At 53.7% G+C, this 15,863-nt stretch carries 19 protein-coding genes and 1 other annotated feature; of the genes, 16 read left to right on the forward strand and 3 right to left on the reverse strand.

Features of this window, described 5'->3' with window-relative positions; genetic code table 11:
* The first annotated feature begins 165 nt into the window (after positions 1-165).
* The 5 genes from FPZ45_RS02250 (at position 166) to metG (ending at position 4,464) form a co-directional block, all read left to right on the forward strand.
* A complete protein-coding gene (locus FPZ45_RS02250; RefSeq protein ID WP_144697931.1) occupies positions 166-624 on the forward strand; it encodes a hypothetical protein in 459 nt (152 codons plus the stop codon).
* Between the two features lie 71 nt (positions 625-695).
* A complete protein-coding gene (locus FPZ45_RS02255) occupies positions 696-896 on the forward strand; it encodes a hypothetical protein (protein WP_144697932.1) in 201 nt (66 codons plus the stop codon).
* Between the two features lie 478 nt (positions 897-1,374).
* A complete protein-coding gene (locus tag FPZ45_RS02265) occupies positions 1,375-1,821 on the forward strand; it encodes a Fur family transcriptional regulator (protein WP_144697935.1) in 447 nt (148 codons plus the stop codon).
* A complete protein-coding gene (gene yidD, locus FPZ45_RS02270) occupies positions 1,818-2,054 on the forward strand; it encodes a membrane protein insertion efficiency factor YidD (protein WP_144697937.1) in 237 nt (78 codons plus the stop codon). Before FPZ45_RS02265 ends, yidD begins: the two co-directional genes overlap by 4 nt.
* A gap of 80 nt (positions 2,055-2,134) precedes the next feature.
* Positions 2,135-2,392, forward strand: a binding site (T-box leader).
* 47 nt (positions 2,393-2,439) lie between these two features.
* Positions 2,440-4,464, forward strand: a complete 2,025-nt coding sequence (gene metG / locus FPZ45_RS02275) for a methionine--tRNA ligase (protein WP_144697939.1) — start codon at positions 2,440-2,442, stop codon at positions 4,462-4,464.
* 318 nt (positions 4,465-4,782) lie between these two features.
* On the opposite strand, the gene FPZ45_RS02280 is transcribed toward metG, so the two are convergent.
* Positions 4,783-4,968 carry a hypothetical protein gene (locus FPZ45_RS02280; protein ID WP_144697941.1) on the reverse strand — a complete coding sequence of 62 codons (186 nt, stop codon included), beginning with the start codon at positions 4,966-4,968 and terminating at the stop codon, positions 4,783-4,785.
* A 90-nt stretch (positions 4,969-5,058) separates the two neighbouring features.
* Here FPZ45_RS02280 and FPZ45_RS02285 point away from each other — a divergent pair, with 90 nt between their 5' ends.
* The 6 genes from FPZ45_RS02285 (at position 5,059) to FPZ45_RS02310 (ending at position 10,035) form a co-directional block, all read left to right on the forward strand.
* The gene (locus FPZ45_RS02285; RefSeq protein WP_144697943.1) at positions 5,059-6,024 is read left to right on the forward strand and encodes a metal ABC transporter substrate-binding protein; all 966 of its coding nucleotides are present in this window, start codon (positions 5,059-5,061) and stop codon (positions 6,022-6,024) included.
* A 44-nt stretch (positions 6,025-6,068) separates the two neighbouring features.
* Positions 6,069-6,839: a metal ABC transporter ATP-binding protein gene (locus FPZ45_RS02290; RefSeq protein ID WP_144697945.1), complete on the forward strand. Its 771-nt coding sequence runs from the start codon at positions 6,069-6,071 to the stop codon at positions 6,837-6,839.
* A gap of 6 nt (positions 6,840-6,845) precedes the next feature.
* The gene (locus FPZ45_RS02295) at positions 6,846-7,649 is read left to right on the forward strand and encodes a metal ABC transporter permease (protein ID WP_186438186.1); all 804 of its coding nucleotides are present in this window, start codon (positions 6,846-6,848) and stop codon (positions 7,647-7,649) included.
* A 19-nt stretch (positions 7,650-7,668) separates the two neighbouring features.
* Entirely contained in the window at positions 7,669-8,376 is a 708-nt protein-coding gene (locus FPZ45_RS02300; RefSeq protein WP_144697947.1) for a cytochrome c biogenesis CcdA family protein, read from the forward strand.
* Between the two features lie 112 nt (positions 8,377-8,488).
* Positions 8,489-8,911: a transcriptional regulator MntR gene (gene mntR, locus FPZ45_RS02305; RefSeq protein WP_144697949.1), complete on the forward strand. Its 423-nt coding sequence runs from the start codon at positions 8,489-8,491 to the stop codon at positions 8,909-8,911.
* A gap of 161 nt (positions 8,912-9,072) precedes the next feature.
* Positions 9,073-10,035 carry a patatin-like phospholipase family protein gene (locus tag FPZ45_RS02310; RefSeq protein ID WP_246120288.1) on the forward strand — a complete coding sequence of 321 codons (963 nt, stop codon included), beginning with the start codon at positions 9,073-9,075 and terminating at the stop codon, positions 10,033-10,035.
* Positions 10,036-10,086: 51 nt separating this feature from the next.
* Here FPZ45_RS02310 and FPZ45_RS02315 read toward each other — a convergent pair whose 3' ends face one another.
* Positions 10,087-10,398 carry a hypothetical protein gene (locus FPZ45_RS02315; RefSeq protein ID WP_144697953.1) on the reverse strand — a complete coding sequence of 104 codons (312 nt, stop codon included), beginning with the start codon at positions 10,396-10,398 and terminating at the stop codon, positions 10,087-10,089.
* Between the two features lie 63 nt (positions 10,399-10,461).
* Positions 10,462-11,421, reverse strand: coding sequence for a DUF1385 domain-containing protein (locus tag FPZ45_RS02320; protein WP_246120289.1), 960 nt, complete (start codon positions 11,419-11,421; stop codon positions 10,462-10,464).
* 180 nt (positions 11,422-11,601) lie between these two features.
* Here FPZ45_RS02320 and FPZ45_RS02325 point away from each other — a divergent pair, with 180 nt between their 5' ends.
* The 5 genes from FPZ45_RS02325 (at position 11,602) to FPZ45_RS02345 (ending at position 15,817) form a co-directional block, all read left to right on the forward strand.
* Positions 11,602-12,144: a YqhR family membrane protein gene (locus FPZ45_RS02325; RefSeq protein ID WP_186438187.1), complete on the forward strand. Its 543-nt coding sequence runs from the start codon at positions 11,602-11,604 to the stop codon at positions 12,142-12,144.
* A gap of 111 nt (positions 12,145-12,255) precedes the next feature.
* Positions 12,256-12,693, forward strand: coding sequence for a type II 3-dehydroquinate dehydratase (aroQ, locus tag FPZ45_RS02330; RefSeq protein WP_144697957.1), 438 nt, complete (start codon positions 12,256-12,258; stop codon positions 12,691-12,693).
* A gap of 63 nt (positions 12,694-12,756) precedes the next feature.
* Positions 12,757-13,830, forward strand: a complete 1,074-nt coding sequence (locus tag FPZ45_RS02335) for a M24 family metallopeptidase (protein WP_144697959.1) — start codon at positions 12,757-12,759, stop codon at positions 13,828-13,830.
* A gap of 26 nt (positions 13,831-13,856) precedes the next feature.
* The gene (efp, locus tag FPZ45_RS02340; protein WP_144697961.1) at positions 13,857-14,414 is read left to right on the forward strand and encodes an elongation factor P; all 558 of its coding nucleotides are present in this window, start codon (positions 13,857-13,859) and stop codon (positions 14,412-14,414) included.
* Between the two features lie 149 nt (positions 14,415-14,563).
* Entirely contained in the window at positions 14,564-15,817 is a 1,254-nt protein-coding gene (locus FPZ45_RS02345; RefSeq protein WP_144697963.1) for an aspartate kinase, read from the forward strand.
* Positions 15,818-15,863 lie beyond the last annotated feature (46 nt).

Here is a 15,863-nt window from a genome sequence, read left to right on the forward strand (position 1 = left end):
TTCGCTTTAGCCTCTTCGAATAGTGTATGAAGTCAAATGCCCAGAGGTTCTCCCGCGTCCTTCCCAAGCTGCTCTGCACAGGCGCTCCGCTCCGGTCATATCTTGGATGAGGAGGGTTAGGCGCATGCGCGAATGCAGCGTGGTTCGGCGACAGGGGGGATGGAATTGACCGATTTTTTCAATAACGGACCGCTCCCGGATTGGAAGGAAGTTCAAAAGTGGCTAGGCAAGGATATTCCGTGGAATCTGGTCGAGAATTGGAATCGCAGAGGAGACGCCAGTTGGCTAAACGACTATGTTAAGAAAATGATGCAAAATACAATGCCCTCGATGGTCCATTCCCGGAGATCTTTCAATGTGGAGACAAAGCAGGACGCTAAAACCGTAAGCTTGTCTATTCGACTCGATCCCGACACTGATATTCGCAAGCTCCAGATGTTCGCGACCTCGGAACGGCTTAAGTTCACCGGGCTCCCTGGCGACGGAAAACGCGTTGTGCGTTTTCCTAGTCTCGTATATCCCCGTTCGGGCAAAGCGGAGATGAAGAATGATCGTACGCTTGTCATTCGCTTTAAGAGGAGGCCCAGGGAAAAGTCGGAATACGAATTGTTTATCCAACCGTAAACCGTTATAATGCTAAAGGAAACATTACACCGGAATAACGGCGGGATAAACGATGCAAGGGGGTCAATATCGTGGATTTGGTGAACGTATCGGAAGTATCCGCGGGGCTTTTCATCGCGGGTATCATTTTTATTATGCTAATCGGTTCGTTTTTGAGTTTAGGCGTGCTGCGGTTTTTCCAGTTGAAGAAAAAGCAGGGCGGCGTATATTTGAGTTTGTCTGCGGCTTCTTTCGTCGCTATGGTACTTGTCGTTAATACTTGGTTTGTCTAATATGCGAATAAAACCGCCCCGATCGCAACTTGGCTTGCGGTCGGGGCGGTTTGTCGTTGTTCGGATCGTACGGAGGGGTCTTACCTATGTTTACCCCTGAGACCTAAAGTGCGAGCGCTGGTCTCTCCAGCGAAATCGCCGTAGAACACGTCTTTGACGGAGACGCTTGTCGAATGGTGATAAACCGGTACGCAATGATGCCTCCTAATGACCTCTACTTGATGCACGACGTCGACGTGTTGCGGGTGGTAGTAGTCTTCGTATACGGTTTGCGGAGGATCGAATATGGCTTTGCTGTTGCATTGTGGACAATCGGACATGCGGATCATTCCCTTCCTTAGGTTATCGTACATTATACGGCGGCTAACCCCCAATGACTGTTCTTCTGCCTAACAGCCCACCGACATCTGAGGGCGGTTTGACGGAAGCTCAGATTTCCTGCATAGTAAAAGAATCACGCATTGCGGGAGGGTATCTTTTGAGAACGACTGAAGATATTATGCAAAGAATGTCCCGGAATGGGCTTCGGATTACCGAGCAGAGAAAAACGCTGGTTAAATTATTCGACGGAGCCTCGGGATATTTGACGCCCAAGGAAGTCTACGAACATATGCAACGGGTATATCCCGGTTTGAGCTTTGATACGGTATATCGGAATTTACGGGTCCTTCTGGATATGGGCGTCGTGGAACAGATCGTATTCGAGGACGGGGTGAAATTCAAGCTGAGCTGCGAAGAGCAGCACCACCATCATCATATGATCTGCCTACAGTGCGAGAAGACGCTGCCGATCCGTTTCTGTCCGATGTCGGAGACCGACGTTCCTGGAGACTTCGAGGTCGTCAAGCACAAATTCGAAGTATTCGGCTATTGCGGGGAATGCAAGGAGGCTGCCGCGGCAGCCGCTTCCCGGGAAGTACAATGAGAGTCGCCAGAACAACGCTCCAAGCGCCGATCCGCTTCTATCGCAAGTTCATATCGCCGCTGAAGCCGCCGACTTGCCGCTTCTATCCGACTTGCTCCGCATACGCGCTGGAAGCGATAGAAGTTCACGGCGCGGCGAAAGGCGCGTATTTGGCGGCGCGGAGGATTAGCAAATGCCATCCGTTCCATCCCGGAGGTTTCGATCCGGTGCCGCCAGGCAAAGATCAAGAGTAAAGTCCGACGTGCCGCTCGCGGCGGTCCGACTTGACATGGCCGAGGGAATTCGGTTATATTTTCCGAAAGGAAACATATCTAATTTTCCTATGAAGGGATAAGTAAGAAGTATCGCGCTATCGCAGAGAGCCGGGGCAGCTGAAAACCGGTATAGGGCGGCTTCGGAAAATGGTCCTGGAGGAATCGTTCTCGAGCATGTACGGAGCGCTTACGCTCGGTTCTGTAAGGGGAGGACGCGAGTCCGGCGTTACGGATTTTTCTTAATGAGCCTTCGCACGGCATGCAGCTGCGAAGGGAAATTGGGTGGTACCGCGTGAGCGACAGCTCTCGTCCCATATGGACGGGAGCTTTTTATGTGTTTAAATCGCCTAAGGAGATGGGATCAATGACGGAAGCAAACAAATCGTTCTATATTACGACGCCGATTTATTACCCGAGCGACAAGCTGCATATCGGACACGCGTATACGACGGTAGCGGGAGATGCGATGGCCCGATATAAAAGGCTGCGCGGCTACGACGTCCGCTACTTGACGGGGACGGACGAGCACGGGCAGAAGATCGAGCGCAAAGCACAGGAATCGGGGAAGACGCCACAGCAGTTCGTCGACGATATCGTCGTCGGCATCAAGGAGCTGTGGAGCAAGTTGGAAATCTCCAACGACGATTTTATCCGGACGACCGAACCGCGTCATAAGAAGGTCGTTCAGGATATTTTCGCGAAGCTGCTCGAGCAAGGGGACATTTACAAAGGCGAGTACGAAGGCTGGTATAGCATTCCCGACGAGACGTATTACACGGAATCGCAGCTGACCGATATCGAGCGCAACGAGAAAGGCGAAGTGATCGGGGGCAAAAGCCCGGACAGCGGCCACCCCGTTGAGCTGGTGAAGGAAGAGTCGTATTTCTTCCGGATGAGCAAATACGCCGATCGGCTCCTTGCTTATTACGAAGAGCATCCGGACTTTATCCAGCCGGAATCGCGCAAGACGGAAATGATCAACAACTTCATCAAGCCGGGGCTGGAAGATCTGGCGGTATCCCGTACGACGTTCAGTTGGGGCGTTCCGGTGCCGGGCGATCCTAAACACGTTATCTATGTCTGGATCGACGCGTTGTCCAACTACATTACGGCGCTCGGATACGGCACGGAGGCAGACGAAGCATACCGCAAGTATTGGCCGGCCAGCGTTCACCTGGTAGGCAAGGAGATCGTCCGATTCCATACGATCTACTGGCCGATCATGCTGATGGCTTTGGGCGTGCCCCTTCCCGAGAAAGTATTCGCCCATGGCTGGCTTCTGATGAAAGACGGCAAAATGTCCAAGTCGAAAGGCAATGTCGTCGATCCCGTGAAGCTGATCGACCGTTACGGACTGGACGCCGTTCGTTATTATTTGCTGCGCGAGGTACCGTTCGGCGCGGATGGAGCGTTTACCCCGGAGAACTTCGTGGAACGCATCAATTACGACTTAGCTAACGATCTCGGCAATCTGCTCAACAGAACAGTGGCGATGATCGACAAATATTTCGGCGGCGAGCTGCCGAAATTCGCACTCGGAACGACGGAGTTCGACGTGGATCTGGAACGGACGGCGCTGTCTGCGGTAGAGAAAGCGGAAGCGGCGCTGGAGAACATGGAGTTCTCGGTCGCGCTGTCCGCAATCTGGGCGCTGGTCGGGCGCACGAACAAGTATATCGACGAGACGAAGCCGTGGACGCTCGCCAAGGAAGAATCGGATCTTCCGGCGCTCGCTTCCGTAATGGGACATCTGGCCGAGAGCCTGCGTTTCGTATCGCTTCTGATCCAGCCGTTCCTGACGCATACACCTCGCCGGATTTGGGCGCAGCTGGGCATTGCGGAAGGCGAACTGACGGCTTGGAACAGCTTGCGAGAGTTCGGCGCGTCGCTGGCCGGCACGAAGATCAGCAAGGGCGATCCGATTTTCCCGCGCCTCGAGGTCGCCGACGAAGTCGCCTGGATCTCCGGATCGATGGGCGGCGCGGCCAAGCCGTCCGAAGCAGCGGCGCAGGATAACGCCGCCGTCACGCCCACCGGGCAATCGGAAGACGCACCGGAGCTCGCTCCGGAAATCTCGATCGACGATTTCATGAGAGTCGAGTTGCGCGTCGCGCAGGTCATCGCCTGCGAACCGGTTCCGAAAGCCGACAAGCTGCTGAAACTGCAGCTCGACCTCGGCTTCGAACAACGCCAAGTCGTATCCGGCATCGCCAAGTTCTACAAGCCGGAGGAGTTGATCGGCCGCAAAGTCATTTGCGTGACCAACCTGAAGCCCGTTAAGCTGCGCGGAGAGATGTCCCGCGGGATGATCCTCGCCGCTTCGCAAGGGGATCAGCTCAAGTTAGCTACGGTTCCCGAAAATATGCCAAACGGCGCGATCGTGAAATAAATTCGCAAAATAAACAGGGGCAATCCGTTAGGTTAAGCAATGACCTTCCGAAACAGCCCCTGTTTTTTTCTACATTCCAGTGGGAGTATAAAACCCCTGACGGTTTTTCTTAAAACTGATTAGATAGGGGTCATTAGTGATGAAAAACATCGTACTTTCGCCTCGAGGGACGCCGGTGGGGAGCAAGTACGATGAAAAACATCGCTATAGGAGCGTGCCAGCCACTACTTATTCGCTCCCTGGGTGATTAGTGATGAAAAACATCGTACTTTCGTCTCGAGGGACGCCGGTGGGGAGCGAGTACGATGAAAAACATCGCTATAGGAGCGTGCCAGCCACTACTTGATGCTCACGACCGTCAGGACGAACTCTCCTGACGGTTTTTCTTAGCCGCGTTGCAACGGTCTCGCAGACCGTAACAGCCGGCGATCGGCCGTCCATAGGCGTTGCAACGGTCTCGCAGACCGTAGTAGCCTGGCGGAAAGTTTTCTGGGACAGCTTCATGTTTACTCTGGCGCGTCCTGTTGACAGCTACGGGACCGGGGTCTATAATCGGATTTGCTAATAAAAAAGATTACGATTAAGGGGAAACACATGATTCAAGTATCGAAACGATTATTATTGGTTGCTCTTGTCATTGCGATTGCGGCGCTTATCGGTTGCGGCAATGGAGATTCGAACGCTCAGGCGGAAGGCAAAGTCAGCGTCGTCACCAGCTTCTACCCGCTTTATTTCTTCGCCAAGGAAATCGGGGGAGACAACGCGTTTGTCGTCAACCTGATCGCCACCGGCGTCGAGCCTCATGAGTGGACGCCAAAAAGCCGGGATCTCAGTGTCGCATCCAAAGCGCAATTATTCATATACAACGGCGCGGGGCTTGAAGGCTGGGTCGACGGCTTTCTCAACGGCCTCGGCTCGGACAGCCAAGTATTGACTGTGGAAGCCAGTAAAGGCATTAAGCTGATTCAAGGGAACCCAGAAGAACACGACGAGGATCATCAGGATGAAGCCGGGAAGGATCACGAACACTCGCTGCTGGACGTCGATCCGCATACGTGGACCAGTCCGCGATCTGCGCTCGTCATGGCGGCCAACATCCGCGACGCTTTCGTACAAGTGGATTCCGCTCATCGGGCAGAATACGAAGCTAACTATGCCGAAGTTGAAGGGCGGTTGAAGGCGCTCGACGCCGAGTTCACGGAACAGTTATCTGGCTACACCCGACGTGATATCGTTGTCTCTCACCAAGCATTTGGATATTTGTGCCGCGATTACGGGCTTAACCAAATCCCGATCATGGGTTTATCGCCGGAAGCTGAGCCGCGGGCGCAAGATTTGCTGAAAATCGCCCGCTACGTGAAAGAGCAAAACATTCCTTATATTTTCTTTGAGGAGCTTGTCTCGGAGCAGCTCGCGGATACGCTCGCCAGCGAAGCGCACGTGAAAACACTCGTTCTGAGTCCCTTGGAAGGATTGACTTCGGAGCAGGAAAAAGCGGGAGAAAACTATTATACGCTGTTGGAACGCAACTTGCAGAACTTGCGGAAGGCTCTCGGGTGATCTAACATAGAATTGAACGAGTTATCGCGAAAGGAGCGGCTTCCATGAACGGCACGGCAAGCTTGCAGCAAGAAGGATGTCATCAGGAGATCGTCAGGCTGGACGGCGTATCGTTCTCTTACGATTCCCAGCCGGTTCTCCAGGACATATCCTTCAGAATCATGGAACGGGATTTCGTCGGCCTGATCGGCTCTAACGGCGCGGGCAAGACGACGCTGATGCGCATGATCGTCGGGCTTACCCGTCCGCAGAAGGGCTCCATTACTTTGTTCGGCACGCCCGCGGGACAGTTCAAAGATTGGAACCTGATCGGTTACGTTCCGCAGCGAAGCCATGTTAATCCGCTCTTCCCGGCGACGGTGAGGGAGGTCGTATTGTCCGGCTTATACGGGCGCAAGAAGCTATTCCGCCGGGTGTCCAAGGAGGATGCGTCGCGCTGCGAAGACGCGCTGGCGGCGCTCAAGATCGAGAATCTCGCCGACAGCAGAATCGGGGCGTTATCGGGAGGGCAGCAGCAGCGCGTGTTCCTCGCCCGGGCGCTGATCAACAATCCGAAACTGCTGATCCTGGACGAACCTCTCACGGGAATCGACATCGAGACGCAGCACAATTTTTTTCAAATGATCAAACATATGCACCAAAGGCACAATATTACGTTTTTAATGGTGTCCCATGACATGGATATGGTGAGATCCTATTTGGGACAAGAGCCTAAGGAAAGAAGCGGCAAGCTGAATTTCTATGTCCGGCATTCGCACGATCTGGAAGATTGCCAAGGGACGGATTTGCTGCATTCCTTGCGGAAAGAAGGTTAACCGGAGTTGGAGATATTAACGATGGAGTTTTTCCAGAGGGCATTGATCGGGGGGGCGCTGATCGCGATTACCGCTCCGTTGATGGGCCTCTTTCTCGTGTTAAGGCGACTAGCCATGATCGGCGACACCCTCGCTCACGTCAGTATCGCAGGGGTCGCCTTAGGTTTTCTCATGAATGTATATCCGGTAGCGGTAGGTCTGGCATTTGCGATTATCGGATCATTCGCGATCGAAGCGCTGAGACGCACCTATCGCACATACGCGGAACTGTCCCTCGCCATCATCATGTCGGGGGGGATCGCTCTGGCTTCCTTGCTCTTTACGATGGGCAAAGGATTTAACCAGAACGCAAACTCCTACTGGTTCGGCAGCATATATACGCTCACGTATACGGACATTTGGGTCATCGCCGGAGTTACGGCGATCGTGTTAACGATGGTGCTCGTGCATAAAAAAGAACTGTTCCTGCTGACGTTCGACGAAGACGCGGCAGCGGTAAGCGGTTTGCCTGTTAAGTATTTTAATATTATGCTTAGTATATTAACGGCGCTTGTCATCAGTGCGGCGATCAAGATCGTGGGCGCGCTGCTCGTGTCGGCTTTGCTTACGATTCCGGCCGCATGCAGTCTGGCCTTGTCGCGAAGCTTCAAACAAGCTGTTATCCTTGTCGTTGTCGTAGGCGAAATCGCTGTGCTCGCGGGCTTATGGATCGCGGGGGTCGGCAACCTGGCGCCGGGAGGAACGATCGTGCTGCTGCTGATCGGATTTCTGGCGGTATCCGTCGCGACATCGCGGATTATGCGGGCTTAGCCCATAGGAGGTACAGGAGATGGCGGATTTAAACGTGGGTATCGCATTCGCGGCTGGGTTGGCATCATTCATATCGCCTTGCTGCTTGCCGCTATATCCCGCGTATCTATCTTACATAACCGGAGTTTCCGTCAACCAGATCAAGACGGATACGAGCCGGAGCATGCGCTACAAAACGATGAGTCATACTTTTTTCTTCATTCTCGGCTTTTCCGCCGTGTTTTTCGCGCTTGCGTACGGAACGAACGTCTTTACCGACGTCTTCCGCGATTATCAGGATACGATTCGCAAAATCTCGGCGATCTTTATCGTCTTGATGGGATTGTTCCTGATGGGCATCTTTCAACCGCAGGTGCTCATGAAAGAACGCAAAATGAACTTGAAATGGAAACCCGCCGGTTACTTGGGTTCGTTCGTGTTCGGAATCGGCTTCTCGGCGGGCTGGTCGCCTTGCGTCGGGCCGATCTTGGGCTCGATTCTGCTGCTGGCCGCCAGCAATCCCGGCACTTGGGCTGGGCTGACGGCCGCCTATTCGCTCGGATTCGCCGTTCCGTTCTTTGCGCTCGCTTTTTTTCTCGGGGCCGCGAAGGGAATTCTGAAATACTCCAACTTGCTGATGAAGATCGGCGGAGTGATGATGATTCTGATGGGCGTTCTCCTGTTTACCGACAAGATGACGCAAATAACGATCTGGCTGCAAAGCATTACGCCAAAATGGCTAGGATGACGGCAACTCATCGGTATCTGCTTGTTGGCGGATGAGTTAATCTCGACGACGGTTCGGACTTGCTCCGCCCCTATGCGACAGTGTATGATATGGAAGGAAAGGGGGGCTTGCGTTGCCGACCCCAAGTATGGAAGATTATTTGGAGAGAATATACAGGCTCATCGACGAGAAAGGATATGCCCGTGTCTCTGACATAGCGGAGGGTCTCGAGGTGCATCCGTCTTCGGTCACGAAGATGATTCAGAAGCTGGACAAAGACCATTATTTGATTTACGAGAAATACCGCGGCCTCGTCCTGACGAGTAAAGGCAAGAAGATCGGCAAAAGACTCGTGGATCGCCATCATCTTCTGGAGACTTTCCTGAACATCATCGGCGTTCAGGAAGACAAAATATACGGCGACGTAGAAGGAATCGAACATCATCTTAGTTGGGATTTCATCACTTGCATCGAATCGTTGGTCGAATATTTCAATCGCGATCCGTCTCGCGCCGAAGAGCTGAACAAAATCCGTTTAGAGATGGACACCGAATAGCGTTATCCAAATAGGTCTTGCAACGAGATAAGCCGCCATTCCCGGAAACGAACCGGGTAATTGGCGGCTTACTTGTCGTCTGGCATTAGGACACCCCGGCAAAGCATATGGATGAAGGAAGAAACGGACGCGGCGTTCCAACGCCTCGGGGGAGGGAGACCGTGCAGACGACATCCGTGAATGCAGTGTTCGAAGGCGGAGGGGTTAAAGGGATTTCTCTCGTCGGCGCGGTCAAAGCCGCGGAAAGCTCCGGCGTCGTGTTCAACCGAGTCGCGGGGACGTCCTCTGGCAGCATTATCGCGGCGCTGCTTGCAGCCGGATATACGGCGGACGAGATGAAGGAAGCGATCGAGCGGACGCCTATGCATCAACTGCTGAAGCGCAGTCCCGTATTTGATCTGAAGTTCATCGGTCCGGCCGTACGGGTATTTTTGCGCAAAGGGCTCTATTCCGGCAAAAAGCTGGAGCAATGGATCGAGGGGTTGCTCGAGGCAAAAGGGATCGTAACGTTCGAGGATTTGCCCGCCGGCAAGCTGAGGATTATCGCTTCGGATATTACGAACGGCCGGCTGCTCGTACTGCCGCACGATATTAAACAATACGGAATCGTTCCTTCCCGGCTCCCGATTTCGCGGGCGGTACGCATGAGCACGAGCATTCCGTATTTCTTCGATCCCGTCGTTCTAAGACAGCCCTTCAAGGAACGTAAGAAACAAGGACAAACGTTCAGAACTTCGTATGTTGTCGACGGCGGGCTGCTGAGCAATTTTCCGCTATGGCTGTTCCAGGACGACGAAACGGAGGGCGGAGACATTCCCGTCATCGGGTTTCAGATGGTGGGGCGATCTGAAGCCCATTCGCATAAAATCATAGGTCCGATCACGATGTTTCAGGCGATGTTCGAAACCATGCTCAGCGCTCATGATGAACGGTACATTGAGAAACACAAGCTGATCCGCACGATCAAAATCCCGACGCTTGGCATCGGGACGACGCAATTTCACCTAAACCGCGAACAAAGCGAAGCGCTCTATCGGTCCGGACTGCAGGCGGGAGAGAAGTTTTTTCAGCATTGGGATCGCAAGCTCGGCACGATTAAAATATCTTTCAACTATCCCACATAACAAAACCGCTTCCGCGGCAGGACGATCCGAGCCTGCGCGAAAGCGGTTTTGTTAATGATAACGGGGCGGTTCGTCTTCCTTATTCTTGCGCCCCTCGATTACGGTGAACGTAGATGTACGCCGCCGTTCCGCCTTGGCGGCGGATTTGCGGAAGTCCGGCCGTGCCCTCTTGACCTTCGTGCGCGAATTTTTCCGAAGTGTTCTCCATCTATCCGGCGGAAACTTATACAGCAAAAATACGATGGCGACGAGCGACAAAGGTATGAGCCAGGATTGGGTAGATCCTTGCATCAAACGGGCGAATAGTCCGATAGCCATCAAAACGAGAACAACGGCAAACCAAGGTTGGATTCGGTTTCTCATACGCTTCCTCCTCCGATTGTACGGGTCCCGCAACGCTCGCGGCTGCGGGGTATACCTATCATATTAGGCCTGCTTGGCAAGCGCGATTCCAGGCTGGCCGATCTCGCCGTCCAATTCGATCATCCGATTAAAGGAGGCGATGGATACGGCGACTTGATCGTCGGTAGGCTCCTTGGTCGTAAGCAATTGCAGCCATAAGCCGGGCGCTCCGAGCCATTTTAACACCGGAATATCGCGAAGCGCGTTCGTCCATCTCAACACTTCGTAAGATACGCCGAGGACGACGGGCAACAGCAGAATGCGCTGCAGGATTCTTTCCGCCATCGTATCCCACGTGAAGAACGAATAGATGATGACGCCCACGATGACGGTGAAGATAATAAAACTGCTGCCACACCTATAGTGGAGCCTGCTATATTTCTGCACGGCATCGACGGTAAGCTCGGAACCTGCTTCGTAAGCGCTGATCACTTTATGCTCCGCTCCATGGTATTGGAACAGCCTCTTGATCAGTGGGGTTTGGGAAATGAACCAAAGATAGAAGAGCAGGAACACGATCTTGATTACGCCTTCCAGCAGGTTGTGCATTATCTTATTCTCGAAGGCCTGATTAAAGATCAAACCTTCTACGAATGCGGGCACGAGCGTGAAAATTAATTTGCCGACGATAAAGGATAGTATGCCCACAAGAGCAACGCCTAAAATCATCGTCAGATTCCAGCGTTCCTTCTCTTTCGGTTTAGCGGCTTCTTCGGGGCCGCCTTCGTCTTCGGCGTAAGCTTCGGCGGAGTAAGTCAAATGCTGGGAGCCTTTGGCTGCGGATTCGACAATTCCGATGATTCCCCGGATAAACGGGATTTTTTTGATCTTGTTAAGGACAGGTGTCGGTTTTTTAGGTACTTCAAGAAACGTGATTTGTCGGTCCTTGCGGCGCACGGCTGTAACGTGAACATGTTTGCCCGCGAACATGACGCCTTCTATAACGGCCTGTCCGCCGTAGATCGAAGTGGGTTGATTGGACAAGATTAGTCACCTGCTTTGTTTGAAACTCTGGTGCGAACAAATATGCGCCAAGTAATTCTATTTTACAGGAATGCAGATGAGATTGCCACAGGGAAAGAGGCGGCGTACCGCCGGGATTGGATCTTCCGCCGTGGGAATAATATAGCGGAATTTGCGATCCTGGAAGAAAGGATGATCGGAATGGCGGACTCACGAGAAGGCAAAGCCGGAAGAAGGAAAGACGAACGCAGGATTGAGCCGGGCTATCTCATAAAATTCAGCATAAAAATCGGTTTCTACGCAGGTTTGATCTGGGGCTTGGTGCGATGGCTTGCGACTGGACTTAATTTCACGAAAGTCACTCAGGCGTTCTTGATCGATCCGTTCGTTCCGAGGAAGCTGCTCGGAAGCGTCTATTGGCAGTTTGCGGGCTGGGCGGCCTTTATCGTGATGTCGATGCTCGCGGCATTGGTCTATGCCGCTGTATTGGGCCGATTACGCGGCCCGTGGCCCGGCTTGCTGTTCGGAGCGGTGTGGTGGGGGCTGTTCTATGCCTGGCTCGGCCCGATCATCGGCGCTCTGCCGCCGCTGTACAACATCGGCTGGAGCAGTATCGCGACCGATTTTTGTTTATTTCTCGTTTGGGGCTTGTTCATCGGATTCAGCATCGCTTTCGAATTTCACGACGAAGCCGAGCGCGAACCGGTTACGCAAGCTTCGAAAGGTTCTCCTCAATTAAGTTGATGGGCTGCCATTTTCTTGAACCCCCGCTGTATGTTACAATGTCAGATGAACTTCGCTCGGCCGGCGATCCGGCCGGGCGAGCCGGGCGGGAACGGAAGGAGAGAATGGCGAATGGCTAGCATACTGGTGCTCAATGGACCGAATTTGAACATGCTCGGAGTTCGCGAACCTGGCATATACGGGGCCGCGACTTTGGCGGAAATCGAGACGAGATTGACGGAGTTGGGCAAGACGCTTGGCGCGGAATTGCACTTTTTCCAATCGAATCATGAAGGCGCTTTGCTGGACGAGATCCACGCCGCTTACGGCAAGCACGACGGAATCTTGATTAATCCCGGGGCGCTCACGCATACGAGCTATGCGTTGCGGGACGGGCTGGCGGCCGTAGGATTGCCCGTTGTCGAAGTGCATTTATCGAACATTCATAAACGCGAAGCTTTTCGGCACACTTCGGTGACGGCGGCGGTCGCGCTAGGCCAGATCGCGGGATTCGGCCCTGCCAGCTACGAGCTCGGATTGCAAGCCCTTTGCCGGCACATTCAAGGTTAACGCCCGGAGAGGAAGGAACAGCGGACGGCGGCGCCGCCCGAACGGAAAGCGAGGATAACAAAGATGCCCAATCAACGGATTGCCCGACTAAGGGAATCGATCGCGAAAACGGATGGCAAAGCGCTCTTGGTGACGAACTCCCTTAACCGGCGCTACTTGACCGGATTTACTGGGTCGTCCGGGGTCGTGCTTGTTTCCGCGGATCAAGCGGCTTTCATTACCGACTTCCGATACACCGAGCAGGCCGCTCAGCAAGCAGCCGGTTTCGAGATCGTAAAGCACGGCGCGGATATTCATGCTACGGTTGCCGAATTACTGCGAGCTTGGAACGTTGATGCTCTGCTGATTGAGGAACAGAACGTAACGTACGCGACTTATAAGAAGATGGAGCAAGCGTTCGCCCCTGCGAAGCTGCTTCCATCCGATGGAATCGTCGAGAACCTGCGCGTGATCAAAGACGAAGCCGAAATTGCCATTCTGCAGGAAGCCGCGGATTTGGCGGATCGAACCTTCGCGCATATTCTCGGCTTCATCAAGCCGGGAGTAAGCGAGAGGTCGATCGCGCTGGAGATGGAGATGTTCATGCGTTCCCAAGGCGCGGCCAGTTCTTCCTTCGAGACGATCGTCGCTTCCGGGGAGCGCTCCGCATTGCCGCACGGCGTAGCGAGCGACCGGCTGATCGGCAAGGACGAATTCGTGACATTTGATTTCGGCGCCTATTACCAAGGGTATTGCTCGGATATTACGCGTACGATCGTCGTCGGCAAAGCAAGCGACAAGCATCGGGAGATCTACGGAATCGTCAAGGAAGCACAGCAGCATGCACTGGATCATCTGCGTCCCGGCATGACCGGGAAAGAAGGCGACGCCTTGACGAGAGATATCATCGCAAGTTATGGTTATGGAGAATATTTTGGCCACGGGACAGGCCACGGAATCGGATTGGAAATCCACGAATCGCCCAGATTGTCGATGACGGGCGATATTGTGCTCGCTCCAGGCATGGTCGTGACGGTCGAACCCGGCATTTATCTCCCCGGTTTCGGCGGAGTAAGAATCGAGGACGACGTCGTAATGACGGACAAGGGCATCCGAATTCTGACGAATTCGCCCAAACAACTGCTCGAGCTGAATTAATTCAAGGATCAACAGGAGGAATATTCGTGATTTCGGTAAACGATTTTAAAACAGGCTTGACGATCGAAGTGGACGGCGCTCTCTGCACCGTTCTTGATTTCCAACATGTTAAACCGGGCAAAGGCGCCGCGTTCGTGCGCTCCAAGCTCAAAAACCTGCGTAACGGCAACGTCCTAGAGAAGACGTTCCGTGCTGGGGAGAACGTTGTTCGCGCTCATGTCGAGAACCGTGCAGTGCAGTATCTGTATAACTCGGGCAGCGAGTATACGTTCATGGACAACGAAACGTTCGATCAATTCGAATTGAACAAGAGCCAGTTGGAGTGGGAATTGAACTTCATGATCGAGAATATGACGGTCAATATTTCCAGCTACCAAGGCGAAATAATCGGCATCAACATCCCGAACAGCGTCGATCTGAAAGTGATCGAGACGGAACCGGGAATCAAAGGCAACACGGCGACGGGCGCGACGAAGAACGCGAAGCTGGAAACGGGCTTTAACGTTCAAGTTCCACTGTTCATCAACGAAGGCGACGTGCTGACGATCGACACGCGCGAAGGCAGATACATCTCCCGCGCATAATGACATCGGCGTTCGAATCCCCGAATTCGCAAAATCTTGCGAATTTGGGGATTTTTTTATTCTTGGGCCTATTTACTTATGCTATAATATACTGCTGTATGCAGTGGTTCTTTAACGCATGGATAGATTGACTGGGGGAGTGACTACCGGTGTCATTGATAGTGATGAAATTCGGCGGCAGTTCCGTCGGCACGACGGAGCGGATGAGCCGCGTGGCTCAACGCATCATCGACAAAAAACTGCAAGGCGACCGGGTCGTCGTTGTCGTGTCGGCGATGGGAGATACAACGGACGATCTGATCGAAAAAGCGAACGAGATTAACGATAACCCGCCTGCCCGCGAGATGGATATGCTGCTCTCGACGGGGGAGCAGATTTCCGTGGCACTGCTCTCTATGGCGATTCATAAACTCGGGCACGAAGCGAAGTCTTACACGGGATGGCAAGCGGGGATCGTCACGGAAGCGGTACACGCGAAAGCGCGGATCAGCGATATTTCCCCCGAGCGCTTATTCGCTTCACTCGACGAAGGCAATATCGTGATCGTGGCCGGATTCCAAGGGATGACGGAAAGCGGCGAGATCACGACGCTTGGACGTGGCGGCTCGGATACGACCGCGGTAGCGCTGGCGGCGGCCATCAAAGCGGACGTGTGCGAGATCTACACGGATGTCGATGGCATTTATTCCACCGACCCGCGCGTCGTGAAATGCGCGAGGAAGTTAAAAGAAATCTCGTACGACGAGATGCTGGAATTGGCTAATCTGGGAGCGGCCGTGCTTCATCCGCGCGCCGTCGAGTACGCCAAGCACAACAACGTCAATCTGGTCGTACGCTCGAGCTTTACGAATAACGAAGGCACGCTCGTGAAGGAGGAAGCGCAAATGGAACAAGGGATCGTCGTAAGAGGAATCGCATCGGATAAAAACGTGGCCCGCATCAGCGTGCTTGGCGTAGAGGACGTTCCGGGCGTATTGGCCAAAATGTTCGGGGCGCTTGCCGACAACGGCATCGACGTCGATATCATCGTCCAAAGCGGCGTTCAAGACGGCAAAGCCGACTTCTCGTTTACGGTGTCGCTGAACGATCGCTCCCGTGCGCTCGACGTGCTGTCCGGTATTAAGGATCAAGTGCCTTACCGGGAAGCGACGTTCGAGGAAGGTCTCGTCAAAGTGTCCATCGTCGGAGCGGGTATGGTGTCGAATCCGGGAGTCGCCGCGATAATGTTCGAGGCGATCTCGAGCGTTGGCGTCAGCATCAAGATGGTGAGCACGTCCGAGATCAAGGTTTCGTGCGTGATCGCCGCGGAACCGGTTCAAGAAGTGATTCGGGCACTCCACACCGCTTACGGTCTGGATACCGCCGACACCGCGTTCGTCGGTGGTCCTTCGGAACGCCGGTAATCTGACATCACTTCAAATAAAGCCGTCCAGCCAGTCTAACCGACTG

This window comes from Cohnella terricola, from assembly GCF_007786475.1.
GTDB classification, from domain to species: Bacteria; Bacillota; Bacilli; order Paenibacillales; family Paenibacillaceae; genus Cohnella; species Cohnella terricola.